The sequence below is a fragment of the Nocardioides ginsengisoli genome, assembly GCF_039537225.1.
Classification (GTDB): Bacteria; Actinomycetota; Actinomycetes; order Propionibacteriales; family Nocardioidaceae; genus Nocardioides; species Nocardioides ginsengisoli.
Genome location: NZ_BAABAC010000025.1, coordinates 1 through 20,161, shown reverse-complemented (window position 1 = coordinate 20,161; position 20,161 = coordinate 1). Strand labels below are relative to the sequence as shown.

Annotated in this window: 17 protein-coding genes, 1 pseudogene and 1 riboswitch; of the genes and pseudogenes, 15 read left to right on the top strand and 3 right to left on the bottom strand. The window is 72.6% G+C overall.

All coding sequences use genetic code 11. The features are described 5' to 3' along the window. Positions 1–69: 69 nt before the first annotated feature. The 4 genes from purN (at position 70) to AB4880_RS14900 (ending at position 3,972) form a co-directional block, all read left to right on the top strand. Complete coding sequence (gene purN / locus AB4880_RS14915) at positions 70–693, top strand: phosphoribosylglycinamide formyltransferase (RefSeq protein ID WP_367920166.1); 624 nt, start codon at positions 70–72, stop codon at positions 691–693. A gap of 13 nt (positions 694–706) precedes the next feature. Further along, positions 707–782: riboswitch (ZMP/ZTP riboswitch) on the top strand. A 36-nt stretch (positions 783–818) separates the two neighbouring features. Further along, positions 819–2,399 (top strand): bifunctional phosphoribosylaminoimidazolecarboxamide formyltransferase/IMP cyclohydrolase, encoded by a 1,581-nt coding sequence (gene purH / locus AB4880_RS14910; protein ID WP_367920007.1) that lies wholly within the window; start codon positions 819–821, stop codon positions 2,397–2,399. 365 nt (positions 2,400–2,764) lie between these two features. Continuing rightward, a complete protein-coding gene (locus tag AB4880_RS14905; protein WP_367920006.1) occupies positions 2,765–3,640 on the top strand; it encodes a bifunctional methylenetetrahydrofolate dehydrogenase/methenyltetrahydrofolate cyclohydrolase in 876 nt (291 codons plus the stop codon). After that, a complete protein-coding gene (locus tag AB4880_RS14900; RefSeq protein WP_367920165.1) occupies positions 3,523–3,972 on the top strand; it encodes a DUF3017 domain-containing protein in 450 nt (149 codons plus the stop codon). Before AB4880_RS14905 ends, AB4880_RS14900 begins: the two co-directional genes overlap by 118 nt. A 190-nt stretch (positions 3,973–4,162) precedes the next feature. Here AB4880_RS14900 and AB4880_RS14895 read toward each other — a convergent pair whose 3' ends face one another. Beyond that, complete coding sequence (locus AB4880_RS14895) at positions 4,163–5,149, bottom strand: malate dehydrogenase (protein WP_367920005.1); 987 nt, start codon at positions 5,147–5,149, stop codon at positions 4,163–4,165. 98 nt (positions 5,150–5,247) lie between these two features. On the opposite strand from AB4880_RS14895, the gene AB4880_RS14890 reads away from it, so the two are divergent. Further along, a complete protein-coding gene (locus AB4880_RS14890; RefSeq protein WP_367920004.1) occupies positions 5,248–5,892 on the top strand; it encodes a hypothetical protein in 645 nt (214 codons plus the stop codon). A gap of 27 nt (positions 5,893–5,919) precedes the next feature. Here AB4880_RS14890 and AB4880_RS14885 read toward each other — a convergent pair whose 3' ends face one another. Continuing rightward, positions 5,920–6,948: an aquaporin gene (locus AB4880_RS14885; protein ID WP_367920003.1), complete on the bottom strand. Its 1,029-nt coding sequence runs from the start codon at positions 6,946–6,948 to the stop codon at positions 5,920–5,922. 176 nt (positions 6,949–7,124) lie between these two features. Here AB4880_RS14885 and AB4880_RS14880 point away from each other — a divergent pair, with 176 nt between their 5' ends. From AB4880_RS14880 to AB4880_RS14860, 5 genes are all read left to right on the top strand, one after another. Then, complete coding sequence (locus AB4880_RS14880; RefSeq protein WP_367920002.1) at positions 7,125–9,314, top strand: NADP-dependent isocitrate dehydrogenase; 2,190 nt, start codon at positions 7,125–7,127, stop codon at positions 9,312–9,314. Between the two features lie 5 nt (positions 9,315–9,319). After that, positions 9,320–9,982: a DNA alkylation repair protein gene (locus tag AB4880_RS14875; protein WP_367920001.1), complete on the top strand. Its 663-nt coding sequence runs from the start codon at positions 9,320–9,322 to the stop codon at positions 9,980–9,982. Positions 9,983–10,067: 85 nt separating this feature from the next. Further along, positions 10,068–13,574 carry an ATP-binding cassette domain-containing protein gene (locus AB4880_RS14870; RefSeq protein WP_367920000.1) on the top strand — a complete coding sequence of 1,169 codons (3,507 nt, stop codon included), beginning with the start codon at positions 10,068–10,070 and terminating at the stop codon, positions 13,572–13,574. Positions 13,575–13,621: 47 nt separating this feature from the next. After that, positions 13,622–14,800: an acyltransferase family protein gene (locus tag AB4880_RS14865; RefSeq protein ID WP_367919999.1), complete on the top strand. Its 1,179-nt coding sequence runs from the start codon at positions 13,622–13,624 to the stop codon at positions 14,798–14,800. Beyond that, positions 14,797–16,185: an MFS transporter gene (locus AB4880_RS14860; protein WP_367919998.1), complete on the top strand. Its 1,389-nt coding sequence runs from the start codon at positions 14,797–14,799 to the stop codon at positions 16,183–16,185. The genes AB4880_RS14865 and AB4880_RS14860 overlap by 4 nt, the downstream gene beginning before the upstream one ends. Positions 16,186–16,228: 43 nt before the next feature. Here the strand turns inward: AB4880_RS14860 and AB4880_RS14855 are convergent. After that, positions 16,229–16,804, bottom strand: a pseudogene (locus tag AB4880_RS14855) (DUF4328 domain-containing protein); the annotation flags it as partial. 77 nt (positions 16,805–16,881) lie between these two features. Here AB4880_RS14855 and trpS point away from each other — a divergent pair. The 5 genes from trpS to AB4880_RS14830 form a co-directional block, all read left to right on the top strand. Beyond that, positions 16,882–17,970: a tryptophan--tRNA ligase gene (gene trpS, locus AB4880_RS14850; RefSeq protein WP_367919997.1), complete on the top strand. Its 1,089-nt coding sequence runs from the start codon at positions 16,882–16,884 to the stop codon at positions 17,968–17,970. After that, positions 17,970–18,476, top strand: coding sequence for a 2'-5' RNA ligase family protein (locus AB4880_RS14845; RefSeq protein WP_367919996.1), 507 nt, complete (start codon positions 17,970–17,972; stop codon positions 18,474–18,476). The genes trpS and AB4880_RS14845 overlap by 1 nt, the downstream gene beginning before the upstream one ends. Further along, positions 18,473–19,390 carry a YihY/virulence factor BrkB family protein gene (locus AB4880_RS14840; protein ID WP_367919995.1) on the top strand — a complete coding sequence of 306 codons (918 nt, stop codon included), beginning with the start codon at positions 18,473–18,475 and terminating at the stop codon, positions 19,388–19,390. The genes AB4880_RS14845 and AB4880_RS14840 overlap by 4 nt, the downstream gene beginning before the upstream one ends. Continuing rightward, positions 19,387–19,614 (top strand): SCO4848 family membrane protein, encoded by a 228-nt coding sequence (locus AB4880_RS14835; RefSeq protein ID WP_367919994.1) that lies wholly within the window; start codon positions 19,387–19,389, stop codon positions 19,612–19,614. The genes AB4880_RS14840 and AB4880_RS14835 overlap by 4 nt, the downstream gene beginning before the upstream one ends. A 38-nt stretch (positions 19,615–19,652) precedes the next feature. Continuing rightward, a partial coding sequence (locus tag AB4880_RS14830; RefSeq protein WP_367919993.1) for a hypothetical protein occupies positions 19,653–20,161 on the top strand: 509 nt, incomplete at its 3' end.

Below are 20,161 nucleotides of genomic sequence, written 5' to 3'. Positions count from 1 at the left end.
GCCGCGCTGCCGGCCTGCGCCGTCCGCGACCGGCTGCCGCGTCGGTCCTGACGATCGGGACGCCCTAGAATCCGGGCCGTGCCCGCTCGCCCTCGCCTCGTCGTCCTCGTGTCGGGTTCCGGCACCAACCTCCAGGCCCTGCTCGACGCCTGCGCCGACCCGTCGTACGGCGCGCGGGTGGTCGCGGTCGGCGCCGACCGCGACGACATCGAGGGGCTGGCGCGTGCCGAGCGCGCCGGGATCCCGACCTTCGTCGCCAAGCTCTCCAACTACTCCGCGCGCGAGAACTGGGACCGCGCCCTCGCCGACAAGGTCGCCGCGTTCGAGCCCGACCTCGTCGTCCTGGCGGGCTTCATGAAGCTGGTGGGGGAGACCTTCCTCGAGCGCTTCGGCGGGATGACCGTCAACACCCACCCGGCGCTGTCGCCGTCGTTCCCGGGGATGCACGGGCCGGCCGACGCGCTGGAGTACGGGGTGAAGGTCACCGGCGCGACGCTCTTCGTCGTCGACGCGGGCGTCGACACGGGCGCGATCGTCGCGCAGACCGTCGTACCGGTCGAGGACGACGACGACGTCGACACGCTCCACGAGCGGATCAAGGTCGCCGAGCGGGCGATGCTCGTCGACGCGGTCGGCCGGATGGCCCGGGAGGGCTTCGCCGTCGACGGCCGGCGAGTTCGCCTCGGCGGCTGACCCCACCGTAGAATCGGCGGCACACGACTGGCGCAGGTGGGCAACCACCAGGGAGTGACGAGTCGGCATCGATCGCCTGGGTGCCCTCATCGAGATGCAACGACCCGATGAGGAAGTGAACCGTCATGACTGACAAGGTCCAGATCAAGCGCGCGCTGGTCTCCGTCTTCGACAAGACCGGTCTCGACGACCTGGTCCGCGGCCTGCACGAGGCCGGTGTCGAGCTCGTCTCCACCGGCGGCTCCGCCGCGCTCATCGAGAGCCTCGGCCTCCCCGTGACCAAGGTCGAGGAGCTGACCGGCTTCCCCGAGTGCCTCGACGGCCGCGTGAAGACGCTGCACCCGCGCGTCCACGCCGGCATCCTCGCCGACCGCCGCCTGCCCGAGCACGTCGCGCAGCTCGAGGAGCTCGGCGTCGAGCCGTTCGACCTCGTCGTCGTCAACCTCTACCCCTTCGCCGCGACCGTCGCCTCCGGCGCCGGCATCGACGACTGCATCGAGAAGATCGACATCGGCGGCCCGTCGATGGTCCGTGCAGCCGCCAAGAACCACCCGTCGATCGCGATCGTCACCGACGGCGCCGACTACGCCCGCACCCTCGAGGCCGCGCAGGACGGCGGCTTCACCTACGAGGAGCGCAAGGCGCTGGCCGCCAAGGCGTTCGTGCACACGGCGACCTACGACGTCCAGGTCGCGTCCTGGATGGGCTCGGTGCTGACCGACTCGTCCGAGGGCACCGGCTTCCCGGCGTGGATCGGCGGCACCTGGGACAAGCAGGCCGTCCTCCGCTACGGCGAGAACCCGCACCAGCCCGCCGCGCTCTACCGCTCCGGCCACGGCCCGGGCGGCCTCGCCGCCGCCGAGCAGCTGCACGGCAAGGAGATGTCCTACAACAACTACGTCGACACCGACGCGGCCCGCCGCGCGGCGTACGACCACGGCGACCTGCCCACCGTCGCCATCATCAAGCACGCCAACCCGTGCGGCATCGCCGTCGGCGCCGACGTCGCCGAGGCCCACCGCCGCGCCCACGAGTGCGACCCGGTCTCCGCCTTCGGCGGCGTGATCGCCACCAACGTCTCCGTGTCGGTCGAGATGGCGCGCCAGGTCGCCGAGATCTTCACCGAGGTCATCGTCGCGCCCGGCTACGACGAGGGCGCCGTCGAGGTGCTCCAGGGCAAGAAGAACATCCGGATCCTCGTCGCCGAGCCGCTCACCGTCGGCGGCGTCGAGACGCGCCCGATCAGCGGCGGCCTGCTCATGCAGCACACCGACCAGTTCCAGGCCGAGGGCGACGACCCGTCCGCCTGGACGCTCGCCACAGGCGACGCCGCCGACGAGCAGACCCTCGCCGACCTCGCCTTCGCCTGGCGCTCGGTCCGCGCCGCCAAGTCCAACGCCATCCTGCTCGCCTCCGGCGGCGCCTCGGTCGGCATCGGCATGGGCCAGGTCAACCGCGTCGACTCCTGCAAGCTCGCCGTCGAGCGCGCCAACAGGCTGGTCGAGGGCGTCGAGCGCGCCCGCGGCGCGGTCGCCGCCTCGGACGCCTTCTTCCCGTTCGCCGACGGCGCGCAGATCCTGCTCGACGCCGGCGTCAAGGCGATCGTGCAGCCCGGCGGGTCGGTGCGCGACGAGGAGACCATCGCGGCGTGCCAGGCGGCGGGCGTGACGATGTACTTCACCGGCACCCGGCACTTCGCCCACTGAGTTGGTCTGGGCCGAGCGTGTCGCTCGTTCCTCGCGCCACGGTCGTCTGGGCCGAGCGTGTCGCTCGTTCCTCGCGCCACGGTCGTCTGGGCCGAGCGTGTCGCTCGTTCCTCGCGCCACGCTGCCGGCCTCGCGGTCGAGGTTCGCGCGGTGCGGGGAACGTCTGGCGGCCAGACGGTCGGCGCGTGGGAACGCCGATTCCTGCGCTCCGGTCGCTCGTGCCTCGCTCTCTCCGCTCCGTCGCTCGGCGTCCCCACGTCAGCCGACTTGATTCGCCCCGTGGCTCAGGGTCCGGGTGCCGGGCTCGCAGCCCGGCCGCCCGGCTCCGCGTGGGTCGTTCGTTCTGATCTGGAAGGATTCCTCCCGTGACTGCACAGAAGCTCGACGGCAACGCGACCGCGGCCGCCATCAAGGACGAGCTGCGCGTCCGCATCGACAAGCTCCGCGAGCAGGGCATCACCCCCGGTCTCGGCACGGTGCTGGTCGGCGACGACCCCGGCTCGCGCTGGTACGTCAACGGCAAGCACAAGGACTGCGCCGAGGTCGGCATCGCCTCGATCCGGGTCGACCTGCCCGAGGTCGCCACGCAGGAGGAGATCGAGGAGGCCGTCGCCGGCCTCAACGCCGACCCCGCCTGCACCGGCTACATCGTCCAGCTGCCGCTGCCGCGCGGGCGTGACGAGAACCGGGTCCTCGGGCTGATCGACCCCGCCAAGGACGCCGACGGCCTGCACCCGACCAACCTCGGGTGGCTGGTGCTCGGCAACGAGGCGCCGCTGCCCTGTACGCCGTACGGGATCGTCGAGCTGTTGCGGCGCCACGACGTGCCGATCGCCGGCGCGGAGGTCGTGGTCGTGGGCCGTGGCATCACCGTCGGCCGGCCGCTCGGGCTGCTGCTCACCCGCCGCAGCGAGAACGCCACCGTCACGCTGTGCCACACCGGCACCGTCGACCTCGCCGCGCACGTCCGCAAGGCCGACATCGTGGTCGCCGCGGCCGGCGTACCGGACATCATCACCGGCGACATGGTCAAGCCCGGCGCCGCCGTCCTCGACGTCGGTGTGAGTCGGGTCGACGGCAAGATCGCCGGCGACGTCGCCGCCGACGTCTGGGACACCGCGGGCTGGGTCTCGCCCAACCCCGGTGGCGTCGGCCCGATGACCCGCGCCATGCTGCTCGCGAACGTCGTCACCATGGCCGAGAAGCAGGCGGCGCGCGAGAGCGGGAAGGCAGCGCACTGAACGACGAGTCCCCGGAGCCGGCCTCGCCGCCGGAGCCACCGCCCCCCGCGCAGCCACGCCGCTACCCGTCCACCATCGGTGGGGTCGGCTACCTGGTCGTCCTGCTCGGGGTCGGCGTCGGACTGGTCGTGGTCGCGCTCACCGAGTGGCGGCTGGGCCTGCGGATCATCGCCGGGGCGCTCGGTGTGGCTGCGCTGCTGCGGCTGAGCCTGCCGGAGAAGGACGCCGGGATGCTGGCCGTGCGCCATCGGCTGCTCGACGTGGGGATTCTGCTCGGGGTGGCGATCGCCCTGGTGTTCCTCGCCGGGAGCATCCCGGAGCAGCCGGTCTGAGCGCCGACCCGGCACAAACAAGCTCGCGATCTGCGCCGACCCGGCACAAACTAGCTCGCGAAATGCACTGACCCGGCGGAAGTTTCTGCCGGGTCGAGCTGCTCGATCACCCGGCGCGCTCGTAGCCGAGAGACGACGAAGCCCCGGCCGTCCGGCCGGGGCTTCGTCGTCGGTGCGAGGTGCGTCGGGCTCAGATCAGGCCGAGCTCGGTGACCGCGGCCTTCTCGTCCGCCAGCTCGGCGACCGACGCGTCGATCTTGCCGCGCGAGAAGTCGTCGATCTCCAGGCCCTGGACGATGCTCCAGTCGCCGTCGGCGGTGGTGACCGGGAAGGACGACACGAGGCCCTCCGGGACGCCGTAGGAGCCGTCGGAGACGACGGCCATCGAGACCCAGTCGCCGGCCGGGGTGCCGTTGAGCCAGTCGCGGGCGGCGTCGCAGGTCGCGGACGCGGCGGAGGCGGCCGAGGAGGCGCCACGGGCGTCGATGATCGCGGCGCCGCGCTTGGCGACGGTCGGGATGAAGGTGTCGGCGATCCAGGCCTGGTCGTTCACGACCTCGGCGGCGTTCTTGCCGGCGATCTCGGCGTGGAAGATGTCGGGGTACTGGGTGGCCGAGTGGTTGCCCCAGATGGTGACCTTCTTGATGTCGGTCACGGCGGCGCCGGTCTTGGCGGCCAGCTGCGACATCGCGCGGTTGTGGTCGAGGCGGGTCAGCGCCGAGAACCGCTCCTTGGGGATGTCGGGGGCGTTGCTCGCGGCGATGAGCGCGTTGGTGTTGGCCGGGTTGCCGGTCACGCCGATGCGTACGTCGTCGGCCGCCACCTTGTTGAGGGCCTGGCCCTGGGCGGTGAAGATCGCGCCGTTGGCGGAGAGCAGGTCGCCGCGCTCCATGCCCGGGCCGCGCGGGCGCGCGCCGACGAGCAGGGCGAGGTTGACGCCGTCGAAGATCTTCTCCGGGTCGGAGCCGATCTGGACGCCGGCGAGGTTCGGGAACGCGCAGTCGTCGAGCTCCATCACGACGCCCTCGAGGGCCTTCAGGGCCGGCTCGATCTCGAGCAGACGCAGCTCGACGGGACGGTCGCCCGCGATCGCGCCGCTGGCGATGCGGAAGAGCAGGCTGTAGCCGATCTGGCCGGCCGCGCCGGTCACGGCCACCTTGAGCGGGGTGGTGCTCACTGGGTCTCCTCAAGAGGGTTGCGGTGGGACTCCCAGGGACGCTAGCAGCGCCCGGGCCGCCGCGGGGACCCGGGCACGGGTGCGAGACGATGAGCGCCATGCGGATCCCTCCTCGCGCCGCCCTGGCCGCCGTCGCCGCGGGCGCCGTCCTGGTGCTCGCCGGCTGCGGCTCCGCGGCCGAGCCGAGCCCGCCGGCCGGCGTCGACACGCTGGTCATCCCGACGCCCGACCCGCACCCGTCCGACTTCGTGGCCGCCGTCGACAACCCGTGGCTGCCGCTGCGCCCCGGCGCCCGCTGGACGTACGGCGACAGCGCCGCCGCGCCGCAGATCGTCGCGGACGTCGTCGCCGGGCCGACCATCCTCGGCATCCGTACGACGACGCTGGTCCGCACTGTCGAGGGCGGGACGCCGACCCGCGACCACTTCGCCCAGGACCGCGCCGGCAACGTGTGGTGGTTCGGGCGCGAGGGGGAGTGGACGGCCGGTGTCGGCGGTGCCGAGGCCGGGCTGGCGATGCCCGCGCACCCGCGGGTCGGCGACGGCTTCCGCGCCGGGCCGGAGACGGTGGTGACGGTCGAGGACCTGGGGCAGGAGACCGAGGTCCCGCTGGCGACGTACGACGACACGGTGACCGTCGAGGTCCGTGACGGCGGCGGCCTGCGCACGGAGGTCTACGCGAAGGGCGTCGGGCTGGTCAGGACGAACGAAACGGGGCTCGTCGCGTACGACGAGCCCCGTTGACGCCCCGTTGACGAGAGAGTCCGGCCGTTACTGCGGCGGGCGGACCTGCGTCTGCTCACCCGGCGGCGGCGCCCAGCCGGACTGACCGCCCTGCTGCGGGTCGGGAGCGGCCGGAGCGGCGGGCTGCTGGGCCGGGATCCACTGCTGGGTGGCCGGGTCCCACTGCCAGCCGTCCTGGATGATCGGCTGCTGCTGCGACGGGACCTGCTGCGGCTGCGACTGCACCTGCTGGCCGTAGCCCTGCTGCTGGTTCCACTGCTGCTCGAACGCGTTCGGCGCGCCGAAGCCCGGGACGGCGACCGGGCGGGCGCCGCCGCCGAAGCCCGAGCCGGGCACCGGCTCGGAGCCGCGGCCGAAGAGCAGCGGGTAGAGGACGCCGGCCAGCGCGCCGCCGATGAGCGGGGCGACGATGAACAGCCAGAGGTCCTTGATGGCCTCGGAGCCGGAGAAGAAGGCGACGCCGATCGAGCGGGCCGGGTTGACCGACGTACCGGTCGCACGGATCGCGACGAAGTGGATCGCCGCGAGTGCCAGGCCGATGGCCAGCGGGGCGAAGGCGACGGTGTCGTTGCGCTCGTCGGTGACGCCCAGGATCACGGTCAGGAAGATGAAGGTCAAGATGATCTCGATGAGCAGCGCGCCGAGCAGCTCGACCTGGCCGACACCGCCGAAGCCGTTGCTGCCGAGCGGGTCGCCGAAGCTCCAGCCCACGTCGCTGGCCGCGACCGTGGTGGCCAGGGCGAGACCGCCGATGAGGGCGCCGACGGTCTGCGCGGCGGAGTAGAGGCCCGCCTCGCGCCAGGCGATGCGACCCGCGAGCGCCGCGCCGACGGAGACGGCGGGGTTGAAGTGGCCGCCCGAGATCCGGCCGAAGGCGTAGGCCATCACGACGATCGCGATGCCGAACGCGAGGCCGGTGGCGGCGAGGTCGGCGCCGGTGGTGACGGCGGCGCCGCAGCCGACGAACACCAGCACGAAGGTGCCGACGAGCTCCGCGAGGAGCTTCTGCGTCAGGTTGGGGGGTGTCGCGGTCAGGGCCGCAGCGTCTTCAGTCATGTCATCTCCTCGGTTCGGCTCCCGAAATACCAGCCGGGCTACGTCCCAACCCTAGCCATTGACGGCCGTATCGAGCGGAGGCGAGGCTGACCGGGGCCGCGGGTTCCGTCGAGCTGGCCCCGTCAGATATCTTGATGTCAAGCAATCTCACCCACGCTCAGGAGTGACGCCGGAACATGTCGAGCATCATCTACACCCACACCGACGAGGCGCCGCTGCTCGCGACGTACTCCTTCCTCCCCATCGTCGAGGCGTACGCCGCCAAGGCCGGGGTCGCCTTCGAGACCCGCGACATCTCCGTCGCGGCGCGCATCCTCGCGCAGTTCGGCCTCGCCGACGACGCGCTGACGGAGCTCGGCGAGCTCGCCAAGACGCCCGAGGCCAACATCATCAAGCTGCCCAACATCTCCGCCTCCATCCCGCAGCTCAAGGCCGCGATCAAGGAGCTGCAGGAGCAGGGCTTCGCCGTCCCCGACTACCCCGAGGCGCCGGCGACCGAGGAGGAGAAGGAGATCCGGGCCAAGTACGACAAGGTCAAGGGCTCCGCGGTCAACCCGGTCCTGCGCGAGGGCAACTCCGACCGTCGCGCGCCCGCGTCGGTGAAGAACTACGCCAAGACGCACCCCCACACCAACAAGCCGTTCGCCGACGGCTCGAAGACCAATGTCGCCACCATGGGCGAGCACGACTTCGCGAGCAACGAGAAGTCCGTGACCCTCGCCGCCGACGACACGCTGTCGATCGTGCTCGAGACCGAGGCCGGCGACACCGTCGTCCTCAAGGAGGGCCTGAAGGTCCTCGCCGGCGAGATCATCGACGCCACCAAGATGGACGCCGCGCACCTGCAGGCCTTCCTGCGCAACGCGCTCGCCGAGGCCAAGGCCCAGGACGTGCTGTTCTCGGTCCACCTCAAGGCGACCATGATGAAGGTGTCCGACCCGATCATCTTCGGCCACGTCGTCAAGGCCTACTTCGCCGACGTCTTCGCCCAGTACGGCGACCAGCTCGCCGCCGCGGGCCTCTCGGCCAACGACGGCCTCGGCGCGATCCTCGCCGGCCTCGACGCGCTCGACAACGGCGCCGAGATCAAGGCGGCGTTCGACGCCGCGCTGTCCGCCGGGCCGCGCCTGTCCTACGTCAACTCCGACAAGGGCATCACCAACCTGCACGTCCCCTCCGACGTCATCGTCGACGCGTCGATGCCGGCGCTGGTCCGCAACGGCGGCCGGCTGTGGGGCGTCGACGGCGGCGAGGACGACACCCTCGCGGTGATCCCGGACTCGTCGTACGCCGGCGTCTACCAGGCCGTCATCGACGACGTGAAGAAGAACGGCCCGCTCGACCCGGCCACCATCGGCACCGTCCCCAACGTCGGTCTGATGGCGCAGGCGGCCGAGGAGTACGGCTCGCACGACAAGACCTTCGAGATCGCCGAGGCCGGCACCGTCCGGGTCCTCGCCTCCAACGGCGACGTCCTCATCGAGCACGACGTCCAGGCCGGCGACATCTGGCGCGCCTGCCAGACCAAGGACATCCCCGTCCAGGACTGGGTCAAGCTCGCCGTCACCCGGGCCCGTGCGTCGCAGACGCCGGCGATCTTCTGGCTCAACGAGTCGCGCGCCCACGACGCCGAGCTCATCAAGAAGGTCAAGGCCTACCTGCCGCAGCACGACACCGAGGGCCTTACCATCGAGATCCTCGCGCCGACGCTCGCGACGGCGTACTCGCTCGAGCGGATGCGCAAGGGCGAGGACACGATCTCGGTCACCGGCAACGTGCTGCGCGACTACAACACCGACCTGTTCCCGATCCTCGAGCTCGGCACCTCGGCGAAGATGCTCTCCGTCGTCCCGCTGATCGCCGGCGGCGGTCTGTTCGAGACCGGCGCGGGCGGCTCGGCGCCCAAGCACGTGCAGCAGCTGGTCGAGGAGAACTACCTGCGCTGGGACAGCCTGGGTGAGTTCTTCGCGCTCGTCCCGTCGCTGGAGAAGTACGCCGAGCAGGCCGGCGCCCCCGCCGCGCAGGTCCTGGCCGACGCGCTCGACCGCGCCACCGGCACCTTCCTCAACGAGGACCGCTCGCCGGGCCGCAAGCTCGGCACGACCGACAACCGTGGCTCGCACTTCTACCTGGCGCTCTACTGGGCCGAGGAGCTGGCCAACCAGACCGTCGACGCCGACCTGGCGGCCGCCTTCAAGTCGCTCGCCGAGACGCTGCGCGCCAACGAGGAGACGATCGCCGCCGAGCTGATCGCCGTCCAGGGCAGCCCGGCCGACATCGGCGGCTACTACCGCCCCGACGCCGAGAAGACCTCGGCCGTGATGCGTCCCAGCGCCACGCTCAACGAGGCGCTGGCCGCCTTCTGAGCGACGTGACCCTGTCAGCCGCGGTCCGCACCTCGTTGCGGGCCGCGGCTGACGCGTCTCTGGCGCCGGGCCAGCAGGCGTACATGAAGTCGGCGATGCCCTTCCTCGGCGTCCGCGTGCCCGAGGTACGGCGGCTGGTCCGGGCGCTCGTGAAGGAGCGCGGCGAGCGTGAGCCCGCCGTCCTCGTCGCCGCCGCGCGCGAGCTCTGGGACGACGCCACCCATCGCGAGGAGCGCTACGCCGCCGCGGCCCTGCTCGGGCTCCGCCCCCTGCGGGGCGACCTGTCGCTCGTGCCCCTGCACGAGCACGTCGCCCGCACCGGCGCCTGGTGGGACCACGTCGACGAGGCGGCCCACCGGATCGCCGACCTGCACGACGTCCACCCGATCGAGACGGCCGCCATCGTGCGGCGCTGGTCGCGCGACGAGTCCCTCTGGGTACGCCGGCTCGCGATCCTCGGCCAGCTCGGCCGCCGCGACCGGATCGACCTCGACCTGCTCGCCGCCGTCCTCGAGCCCAACCTCGGCGACGGCGAGTTCTTCATCCGCAAGGCGGTCGGCTGGTCCCTGCGCGAGGCGGCGCGGGTCGACCCCGACTGGGTCCGCGCCTACGCCGACGACCACGCGCTGAGCCCGCTCAGTCGCCGCGAGGCGCTCAAGCACCTCTGAGCCCGCGGACATCCGGCGCCTGCCGTCTCCGGCCGGAAGAAACTCGGAGGCGAAGTGTCGGTGCCGGAACATACGCTGGCGGGCGATGACCTCGACGCTCACCCGCCCCGCTGACACGACCGACCCGGCCGCGCGCGCCGACGACCCCAGCCGCCGCGTCGACTGGCGCCGGATGCGTACGCCGGCCGCCGGGTTCGCGGTCGCCGCGGTCGCCATCGCGGCGCTCGGGCAGGCGCTCGGCACCGTCGTCGCGGGCCGGCTCGCCGACCACCCGACCACGGCGCTGGTCGGCTGGCTGGCGCTGTTCGTGGTGGGCGCAGCGACGATCGACACCACCGGCCGCGTCGTGTGGGCCGGCGTGGTCGACCGTGCCGAGGGGCGGCTGCGCGGCGACCTGTTGAGCGCGGCCCTGCAGCAGCCGCTGGCCCATCTCACCGAGCAGGCGGTGGGCGAGGTCCTCGACCGGGTCGACGACGACACCCACGAGGTCGGCACCCTGCTGCGCCAGCAGATCTGGATGGCGATGCGCACCGCGTTCGCCGCGCTCCCGATGTGGCTGGTCGCCGGCTTCACCTGGTGGCCGGCGTTCGTGCTGTTCCCGGTCGTCGGCGCGGTGACGGTCGTGGTGATGCGGCCCTCGCTCGTCGAGATCGCGCGCCGCAAGGTCATCGAGGAGGCCGCCTGGACCGACCACGCCGCCGCCCTGGAGGAGGGCATCGCGGGTCGTGACGACCTGCGCACCAGCCTCGGCCAGGCGTTCGCCGTACGACGGCTCGCGCGGCTGTCGGCCGACGTCCACGAGAAGTTCCGGCGGGTGCTCCACGTCGAGGCGCGGCTCGCGGTCCGGGTCGGGCTGCTGCTCCACGGCCTGCTCGCGGCGATCGCCGTCGCCGGCGTGGTGCTGGTCAGCGGCGACCACCTCGGCGTCGCCCGGCTGGTCACCCTCTTCCTGGTGACGACGATCTTCGTCGGCCAGATCAACAACCTCGCCCACCAGCTGCCCGACATCCAGGCCGGCCTGGGCGCCGTCCTGCGGCTGCGCCAGCTGCTCTCGGTCGAGGCCGAGCCGGTCGGCGGCGCGCCGGTGCCCGCCGGCGCGCTCGACCTGCGCATCCGCCACCTCGACTTCTCCTACGCCGAGGGGTCCTTCGGGCTGCGCGAGGTCGACCTGTACGTCGAGGCCGGCCACACGCTCGCGCTCGTCGGCCGCACCGGCTCCGGCAAGTCGACCCTCGCCTCGCTGCTCTCGCGCGCGGTCGAGCCGCCGCCGGGCGCGATCTTCCTGGGCGGCGCCGACATCACCGGCATCGACCTCCACGAGCTGCGCCGCCGGGTCGGCGTGGTCACCCAGCGCACCGAGATCCTGGCCGGCTCGCTCGCCGACAACATCGCGCTCTTCGCGCCGGTGCCGCGCGAGGAGATCGAGGCGGCCGTCGACGAGCTCGGCCTGACCGAGTGGGTCGCCGGCCTGCCCGACGGGCTCGACACACTGCTCGGCCCCGGCGGCACCACGCTGTCGGCGGGTGAGGAGCAGCTGGTCGCCTTCGCCCGGCTGCTGGTGCGGCACGTCCAGGTCGTCGTCCTCGACGAGGCGACCGCGCGGATGGACCCGGTCACCGAGGCGCGCGTCGTCGCGGCGGCCGACCGGCTGATCAGCGGCCGCACCGGCATCCTGGTCGCCCACCGGCTGAGCACCATCGAGCGGGCCGAGGCGGTCGCCGTCCTCGACCACGGCCGGGTGATCCAGCACGGACTGCGCGACGAGCTCGCCGTCGTCGACGGACCGTTCCGGCGGCTGCTCGAGGCCAGCGACACCGAGGGCTTCGACGACGCCGAGGCAGTCGAGGTCGAGGGCGCCGTCGGCGGGCGCCGCCGTACCGGCACGCCGCCCGAGCGCCCCGAGGTCGGCGTCGGCTCCTCCCTCGCGCGGGGCACCTGGAACGCCTTCTGGGTGCGCCCGTGGTGGGGCGCCTACTCCGTCCTGCTGTTCCTCGGCGGCACGATCTTCGCGCCGCTCGGCGCGATCACCGGCTTCGTGTGGGGGCAGGTCGTCGTCCGGCTCGAGCGGGGCGAGTCGGTCACCGCGCTGACCGCGGTGCTGGTGCTGACCCTGCTGGTCGCGCCCTTCCTGCTCGCCGACGCCTTCCGGCGCTATCCGCGCTGGTGGATCGAGGTCATGCTCCGCGTCCGGATGAGCGTGCTCCTCGGCCAGGTCGCGCCGCGTCGGCTGCCGCGCACGCCTCCGGGCGAGGTGGTGGCGCGGTCGATGGACGCCGACCGCTACGCCCGCTACGCCGACCGCTGGGTCGACTTCACCAACGGCCTCCTCATCGCCGCGATCACCATGGTCGCCGGCGGCACCTGGCTCGCCGGCGGCGTGCTCATCGTCGTGATGGTCACCAGCGCGCTCGCGTCGTCCATCGGCCGGCCGATCGCGGGCCGCTCGGCGGCGCGCTCCTCGGCCGCCCGCGCCCGCTTCGGCCGGGCGGTGGTCTCGGCCGTCGAGTCCGCGCGCACCGTCAAGCTCGCCGGCCGCACGCCGCAGGTCCACGCGCACCTGCGCCGCGTCGACGCCGGTCGCGTCGAGGCGGCCGTCTTCGAGCACCGGGTGCAGGCGGTCCTCGACGGCGTCCCGATCGTGATGGTGCAGGTCGGTGTCGTCGCGGCGTGGGCGCTCTACCTCTGGGACGTCTGGGGGCTCGCGACCGCGCTGCTCGTGGCGACCGCGGTCAACGGATTCGACTGGTTCGGCCGGGTGGCCGGCGCCGTCGTCACCGAGGCGCCGGGCGTGCGCGCCTGGCAGCGGGCGACCGCGCGCTTTGCGGGCGGCAAGGACCTGATGGACCTGCCCGCCGGCGTCGACCTGGTCAGCGGCGACGCGCCCGCTCCCGCCGAGCCCGAGCGGGTCCGGCTCGACCGGCTCGAGCTGGCCGGCTACGGCGCCGTCCACGACGACGGCACCGTCGGCGCGAGCGACGTCACGCTCACCGTCGAGCGCGGCGAGCTGATCCTGCTCGTCGGCCAGGTCGGCTCGGGCAAGTCCAGCCTGCTCTCGTCGCTGGCCGGCCTGATCGACCACCGCGGCTCGCTGTGCTGGAACGGCGACCAGGTCACCGACGCCGAGACCTTCCTGCGCCCCAGCCAGGTCGCCCACGTCGCCCAGGTCCCGCGGGTGCTGTCCGGCACCTTCGCCGACAACATCCTGCTCGGCCACGACCGCGCCATCGAGCGGCCGCTCGCCACCGCCCGCCTCACCGACGACGTCGCCGAGGCCGGCGGCCCCGACGCGATCATCGGCCACCGCGGCGTCCGCCTCTCCGGCGGCCAGGTCCAGCGGCTCGCCCTGGCCCGCGCCCTCGCCGCCGACGCCGAGCTGCTGCTCGCCGACGACGTGTCGAGCGCGCTCGACGCGGCCACCGAGATCGAGCTGTGGGCGGCGCTGCGCGAGCAGCACACCACGGTGATCGGCGCCACCTCCAAGCGGGCGGCGCTGGCGCAGGCCGACCGCGTCGTCGTCCTGGTCGACGGGAGGGTCGCGGCAGTGGGGCCCTGGTCGGGGCTGGCGGCGGAGTGGGGACACCTGGCCGGCTGAGGCCGACATTTCCCGGATCGTCCCCACGAGCGCCTACCCTGGCGAGCGTGGGGACGTTCTCGGTTGGCGCACGTCGGCGTGCGGCGCCGGTGCGCAGCTGGCGTGACCACAGCATCGGCGAGGTCTTCGACCCCCGGCGCAACGCGCTCAACCTGGTCCGCCTCGGGCTGGCGCTCCTGGTGCTGGTCGCGCACTCGTTCACGCTCTCCGGCAACGGCTACGGGTTCACCTTCAACGGTGATCATCTCGGCACCTGGGCGGTCTTCTGCTTCTTCTGCCTGAGCGGCTACCTGATCACCGGCAGCCGGGTGCGCACCCGCTTCATGGAGTACCTCAGCCACCGCATCGGCCGGATCTACCCGGGCTTCCTGGTCTCGCTGATCGTGGTCACCTTCGGCTTCGCGCCGATCGCGTACCTCAAGGAGAACGGCAGCCTCAACGGCTTCCTCACCACCGCGCCGCAGCCGCTGCACGCCCTGGTCTCCAACCTCGGGCTGAGCATGCGCGAGTGGGGCGTCGCGGGCACGCTCGCCGACAACCCCTATCCGCTCGCATGGAACGGCTCGCTGTGGTCGCTCTACTACGAGTTCCTCTGCTACCTGAGCATCGGCGCCCTGCTGTCGATCGCCCTCCTGCGCCGCCGTCCCCAGCTGCTGCTGCCGCTGTTCGGGCTGTCGGTCCTCGCGGTCGCGCACACGTCGACGACCCTCGGCTACTTCGGCGGCAACGGCGAGGTGGCCCGACTGGTGCCACTGCTGCCGTTCTTCCTCGGCGGCGCGGTGGTCTACGCCTTCCAGGACGTGATCCCGCTGACCTGGTGGTCGGCGATCCCGGCGTTCGCGGGCTTCGTCGCCCTGGTCCGGCTCGACGGCGTCTGGGGGCCCGGCGCGGCCGCCCCGCTGCTCACCCTGGCGCTGCTGTGGCTCGGCAAGGTGCTGCCGTGCCCCGGCCTGCTCCGGCGCCACGACATCTCCTTCGGCACCTACGTCTACGCCTTCCCGAGCCAGCAGCTGGTCGCCGCGCTCGGCGGCACTGCGTGGGGCCCGTACGTCCACGCGGCCCTGGCGCTGCCCAGCACGCTGGCGCTCGCCACCGCGAGCTGGCTCCTCATCGAGCGTCCGGCGATGAACGCCGCGCGCGGACGCCACAGGCCCGCCGCGGAGCCCGAGCCGGCCCCGATCGGCGTGCCGAGCGCGACGGGTGCGCGTGCCGAGATCCTCGCGTGAGCGAGGAATACCCGCGGGCCACGGCCGGGTTGCACCCTGACGTGACCTCCGCGCCGACGACGACCACCGCCGACGTCCGACCCGAGGTGTCCCACCACCGTCCCGCGCTGGCGATCCTGGCGCTCGCGGTGGGCGGGTTCACGATCGGCACGACCGAGTTCATGACGATGGGCGTGCTGCCGGAGATCGCGCGCGGCGTCGACGTGTCGGTCCCGACCGCGGGGCATGTGATCTCGGCGTACGCGCTGGGTGTCGTGGTCGGCGTCCCGATCCTCGCCTTCTTCGGAGCGGCGCTGCCGCGGCGGGCGATGCTCGTCGGCTTCATGGGCGCCTACGCCGCGTTCAACCTGCTCAGCGCCGTCGCCCCGTCGTACGACGTGCTGGCGCTCGCCCGCTTCCTCGACGGACTGCCGCACGGCGCCTACTTCGGGGTCGCGAGCCTGGTGGCCGCGAGCCTGGTGACGCCCGAGCGGCGCGGGCGGGCGGTCGCGAGCGTGATGCTCGGGCTGTCGGTGGCCAATGTCGTCGGCGTGCCGCTGGCCACCTTCCTCGGCCAGCAGGTGGGCTGGCGCACGACGTACCTGCTCGGCGGGCTGCTCGCGCTGGCGACGGTCGCGATGGTGCTGGCGCTGGTGCCGTCGGTGCCGGGCGACCCGGAGGCGAGCGGACGCAAGGAGGCGCGGGAGTTCTTCGGCAGCCTGCAGGTGTGGCTGACCATGGCGGTGGGCGCGGTCGGCTTCGGCGGGATGTTCGCGGTCTACTCCTATATCGCCAAGACGGTCACCGTCGTCGGCGGCCTCGACCGCGGCACGGTCCCGTTCTTCGTGCTCGCGCTCGGTCTCGGCATGGTGGTCGGCACCTGGCTCGCGGGCGAGCTCGCCGCCTGGTCGGTCTTCCGCAGCCTGCTGCTCGCGGGCTCGACCGGCATCGTGCTGATGCTCGTCTACTACGTCGCCGCTCCGCACGGCTGGCTGCTACTGCCGGTCGCCTTCCTGGTCACCGCCACCGGGTCAGTGCTCGTCGTCAACCTGCAGCTGCGCCTGATGGACGTCGCCGGGGGAGCGGTCACGCTCGGCGCGGCGATGAACCACGCGGCGCTCAATATCGCCAACGCGCTGGGCGCCTGGCTCGGCGGCATCGTGATCGCGGCCGGCCACGGCTACCGCGCGCCGGCGCTGGTGGGCGCCGTCCTCGCCGCCGTCGGTACGGCGATCCTGGTGGTCTCGGCGCTCACGCATCGCCGTGCGGCGACCACCGCGGCGGCACCGGCGGCAGCGCCGGCGACCCCGGCCTCGGAGCTCCCGCCGACGGTGGGCCGGCCGGAGAGCCCGACGGAGAGCCCGACGGAGAGCCCGACGGAGAGCCCGGCGGCGTCGCCTCACTGAGCGCAGCCTTCTGGGCGGCCGTGATCTGGCCGACCAGCGCGCACCACAGCGCGCATGCGACGACGACGGCGACCGCGGCGACCACCTCGGCCGTCGGGAAGGCGTCGAAGTCCGGGTTGAGCTGAAGGTCGAGGTTGGCCCTGGCGTCAGCGTCCCGCACCCGATCGATCCCCCGCGGGACGAGGAGGTAGACCAGCCACGCGGTCCACCACAGCCCGACGCCGACGGTCTGCCCGAAGCGAACGCTGCCGTTGCGGATGTCGCGCACCACCTGATAGGGGAACCACAGGTTCACGACCGGCACGATCCAGCCCAGCCACACCCACACCGAGCTGCGCTGGAGGGGGATGTCGGGGCTGATCAGGCGGGCGTTGGTGCGTGCGCGCTGCAGCCAGAGGCACGAGACGACATACCCCGCGACGATGGCCGCGACCGTGGCGGTCGCGATCCAGTCCTGCGTCGCCGTCGCGCCCGTGCCGAAGAGCTCGTCGACCGAGCCGCGATCCTTCAGGGCCGCGACCGCAAGGGCGACCTGCAGGGCCGTGAGGACGACGGCGAGCGCGATGCTGGCCGTGGCCAGCGCCCGGGGTGCGCGCCGCAGGGGAGCAGGGGGCGTCATGTCCCGATGCTAGGTCGGACGTCCGCCGAGGGCGGGGGCTTTACGGAGATCGACCGTGTCCTGAGAGAATCCCTCCCATGTCCGCCACCACCGAGCACCCGCCCGTGCCGGAGACCGCGCAGCCGGCCACGCCCGAGGGAGGGGCGCGCCCGCGCGTCCTCTCCGGGATCCAGCCGACCGCCGACTCCTTCCACCTCGGCAACTACATGGGCGCGGTCCGGCAGTGGGTGGACCTGCAGCGCGACCACCAGCCGTTTTTCTTCATCGCCGACCAGCACGCGATCACGGTCGACTGGGACCCCAAGCTGCTGCGCGAGCGCACCCTGCGCAGCGCGGCCCAGCTGATCGCCGCGGGCGTCGACCCGGCGCGGTCGGCGATCTTCGTGCAGAGCCACGTGCCGGCGCACGCGCAGCTGGGCTGGGTCCTCAACGGCCTGACCGGCTTCGGCGAGGCGCGCCGGATGACGCAGTTCAAGGACAAGTCGGCCAAGGGCGGCGAGGGCGCGGCGAGCGTCGGCCTGTTCGCCTACCCGATCCTGATGGCGGCCGACATCCTGCTCTACCGGCCCCACTACGTCCCGGTCGGCGAGGACCAGCGCCAGCACCTCGAGCTGACCCGCGACCTCGCCCAGCGCTTCAACAGCCGGTTCAAGAAGACCTTCCGCCTGCCTGAGCCCTACATCCTCAAGGCGACCGCGAAGATCTACGACCTGCAGGAGCCGACCCGCAAGATGTCGAAGTCGAGCTCGGGCCCCAACGGCATCATCGAGATGCTCGACGACCCCAAGCTCACCGCGAAGAAGATCCGCTCGGCGGTCACCGACTCCGGCACCGAGATCCGCTTCGACCAGGCCGACAAGCCGGGCGTCAGCAACCTGCTGACCATCTACTCCGCGCTGACCGGCGAGAGCGTCACCAGCCTCGAGGAGCAGTACGTCGGCCGCATGTACGGCGACCTCAAGAAGGAGCTCGCCGAGGTCGTGGTCGACTTCGTCACCCCGTTCCGCGAGCGCACCCTCGAGCTGCTCGACAACCAGGACCACCTGATGCAGGTGCTCGCCCAGGGAGCCGAGACCGCCGGTGCGGTCGCCGAGGCGACACTGCGCGACGTCTACCAGCGGATCGGGTTCGTGGCACCGGTGGAGCGTCGTCCGGAGGTCGACTGATGCCGGTGATCGGCGTCGCGGTCGCGATCCCGGAGCCGTGGGCCTCCGAGCTCTACGACTACCGGCTCTCGATCGGCGACCCGACGGCCGAGGGCGTGCCGAGCCACATCACACTGATCCCGCCGACCGAGATCGACAACGGCCTCGACGAGATCGAGGCGCACCTGGCGTCGGCGGCGGGCGAGGTCGGTCCCTTCCGTGTGCACCTGCGGGGGACGGGTACCTTCCGGCCCGTGTCACCCGTCGTCTTCGTCGGACTCGCCGAGGGAATCTCCCAGTGCGAGCAGCTCGCCGACGTCGTACGACGGGGACCGCTCGGGGTCGACCTGCACTTCCCCTACCACCCGCACGTCACGATCGCGCACCACCTCGACGACCCGACCCTCGACCGGGCGTTCGACGAGCTGGCCGGCTTCGAGTGTGCTTTCGACGTCACCGACTTCCACCTGTACGTGCACGACGAGCAGGTGGGCTGGCGGTCCCGCCGGACGTTCCCGCTGACATGAGGCTCGTCGATCGCGTGAAGGCGAAGGTCACGGAGGCCCGTGACCGGTGGCCGCTCGTCGATCACGTGGTCCGCACGCAGGAGCACTACAGCGCCGTCCAGGGCAGCCAGCAGGCCGGCGGCGTCACCTACTTCGGCTTCCTCTCCGTCTTCCCGATCCTCGCGCTCGCCTTCTTCGTGGTCGGCTGGATCGCCAAGGTCTTCCCCGACGCGCAGGACGCGCTGATCAAGGCCATCGACGAGGTGCTGCCCGGCCTGGTGGGCAACGGGCCGCACGACGTCCACCTCGCCGACGTCCAACAGGCCTCGGGCACGGTCGGGCTGATCGGCCTGGTCGGCGTCCTGTACGCCGGCCTCGGCTGGCTGTCGTCGCTGCAGTCGGCGCTGGGCGTGCTGTTCGCGCTGCCCGAGCGGATGCGGCCGAGCTTCGTCGTCGGCAAGATCCGCGACCTGGTCACCCTCGCCGTGCTGGGCGTGGTGCTGCTGCTCAGCGTGGTCGCGTCCGCGGTCCTCACCCGCACCTCGCGCGCCGTCCTCGACCTGCTCCACCTCGGCGGCGAGCTCGGCTGGCTGGTCGCCCTGCTCGGTCTCGTCGTCGGCATGGCCGCGTCGGCGCTGCTCTTCTTCCTGATGTTCCGGCTGCTCGCGCGCCCGGACCTGCCGGCGGGTGCGCTGTGGTCGGGCGCGATCCTGGGCGCGATCGGGTTCGAGGTGCTCAAGCAGCTCTCGGGGCTGCTGCTCGCCGCCACCCGCGGACAGCCCGCCTTCCAGGCGTTCGGGATCGCGCTGATCCTGCTGGTCTGGATCAACTACTTCTCGCAGGTGATCCTGTACGCCGCCGCCTGGGCGCACACCAGCCGGCGCGAGGAGCCGCGTCCGGCCGAGGTGGAGCCGTCTGGGACAATGGCGGGGTGAAGTTCGAGCGCAAGCACGCCATCCTGCTCCTCGCCGTCGCGGCCTGGAACGTCTTCTCCTTCGGCAACTTCGCCAAGAACCTCTACCACGCCTACGACACCGGCGAGGACCGCCCGACCGGCTACTGGGTCGCCCACACCGTCCTCATCGTCGTGAACTTCATCATCGCCGGCCTCCTCGGCTCGCTCGGCTGGAAGGCGCTGCGGGCGTCCAAGGACGCCTGAGCCTCGCGACGACCCCGTGACCACCCGGTGATGGCTCCATGACCCGGCGCTTCGGGCAGGCCCGCGGCGCGCTCGCGGGGTGCGTCGCCGCCTTCGGCGCGCTGGTCGCGCACGTCGCCGCGGGCGGCTCGGTCGAGCTGGTCCCCGGGCTCGTCGTCACCGCGGTCGCCCTCCCGCTCGCGGTCGCGCTGACGCCGCGCGACGCCGTCGACCTGCCCCGGCTCACGGGCGTCGCACTGGTCGCGCAGGCGCTCGGGCACCTCTGCCTGATGTTCGCGCCGAGCGGGCAGCACCACCACGCCTCCGGCCCCGGTGCGGGCGGCGCGGTGACGCCGGCCATGCTCGGACTGCACCTGCTCGTCGTCGCCGCCACCGACGCGGTGGCGGCGGGGCTCGACCGCGCCGCGCTCGACGTCGTCCTCGCGGCGGTCGGGTGGCTGCTGCCGCTGCTGCTCGCGGTGTCGCCGGGCGTCGTCCGCCACCGGTCGCGGGCACTGGCCCGCGTCCGCCGGCTGCACGGCCGGCTCGCCGGGCGCGTGGGCCGGCC

What these genes read in the sequence shown, in the direction of transcription:
- AB4880_RS14870 (WP_367920000.1), top strand. Translation starts at nt 10,068, where the DNA reads ATGACCTCGACGCTCACCCGCCCCGCTGACACGACCGACCCGGCCGCG.
- AB4880_RS14845 (WP_367919996.1), top strand. Translation starts at nt 17,970, where the DNA reads ATGCCGGTGATCGGCGTCGCGGTCGCGATCCCGGAGCCGTGGGCCTCC.
- AB4880_RS14890 (WP_367920004.1), top strand. Translation starts at nt 5,248, where the DNA reads ATGCGGATCCCTCCTCGCGCCGCCCTGGCCGCCGTCGCCGCGGGCGCC.
- AB4880_RS14880 (WP_367920002.1), top strand. Translation starts at nt 7,125, where the DNA reads ATGTCGAGCATCATCTACACCCACACCGACGAGGCGCCGCTGCTCGCG.
- trpS (WP_367919997.1), top strand. Translation starts at nt 16,882, where the DNA reads ATGTCCGCCACCACCGAGCACCCGCCCGTGCCGGAGACCGCGCAGCCG.
- purH (WP_367920007.1), top strand. Translation starts at nt 819, where the DNA reads ATGACTGACAAGGTCCAGATCAAGCGCGCGCTGGTCTCCGTCTTCGAC.
- AB4880_RS14840 (WP_367919995.1), top strand. Translation starts at nt 18,473, where the DNA reads ATGAGGCTCGTCGATCGCGTGAAGGCGAAGGTCACGGAGGCCCGTGAC.
- AB4880_RS14885 (WP_367920003.1), bottom strand. Translation starts at nt 6,948, where the DNA reads ATGACTGAAGACGCTGCGGCCCTGACCGCGACACCCCCCAACCTGACG.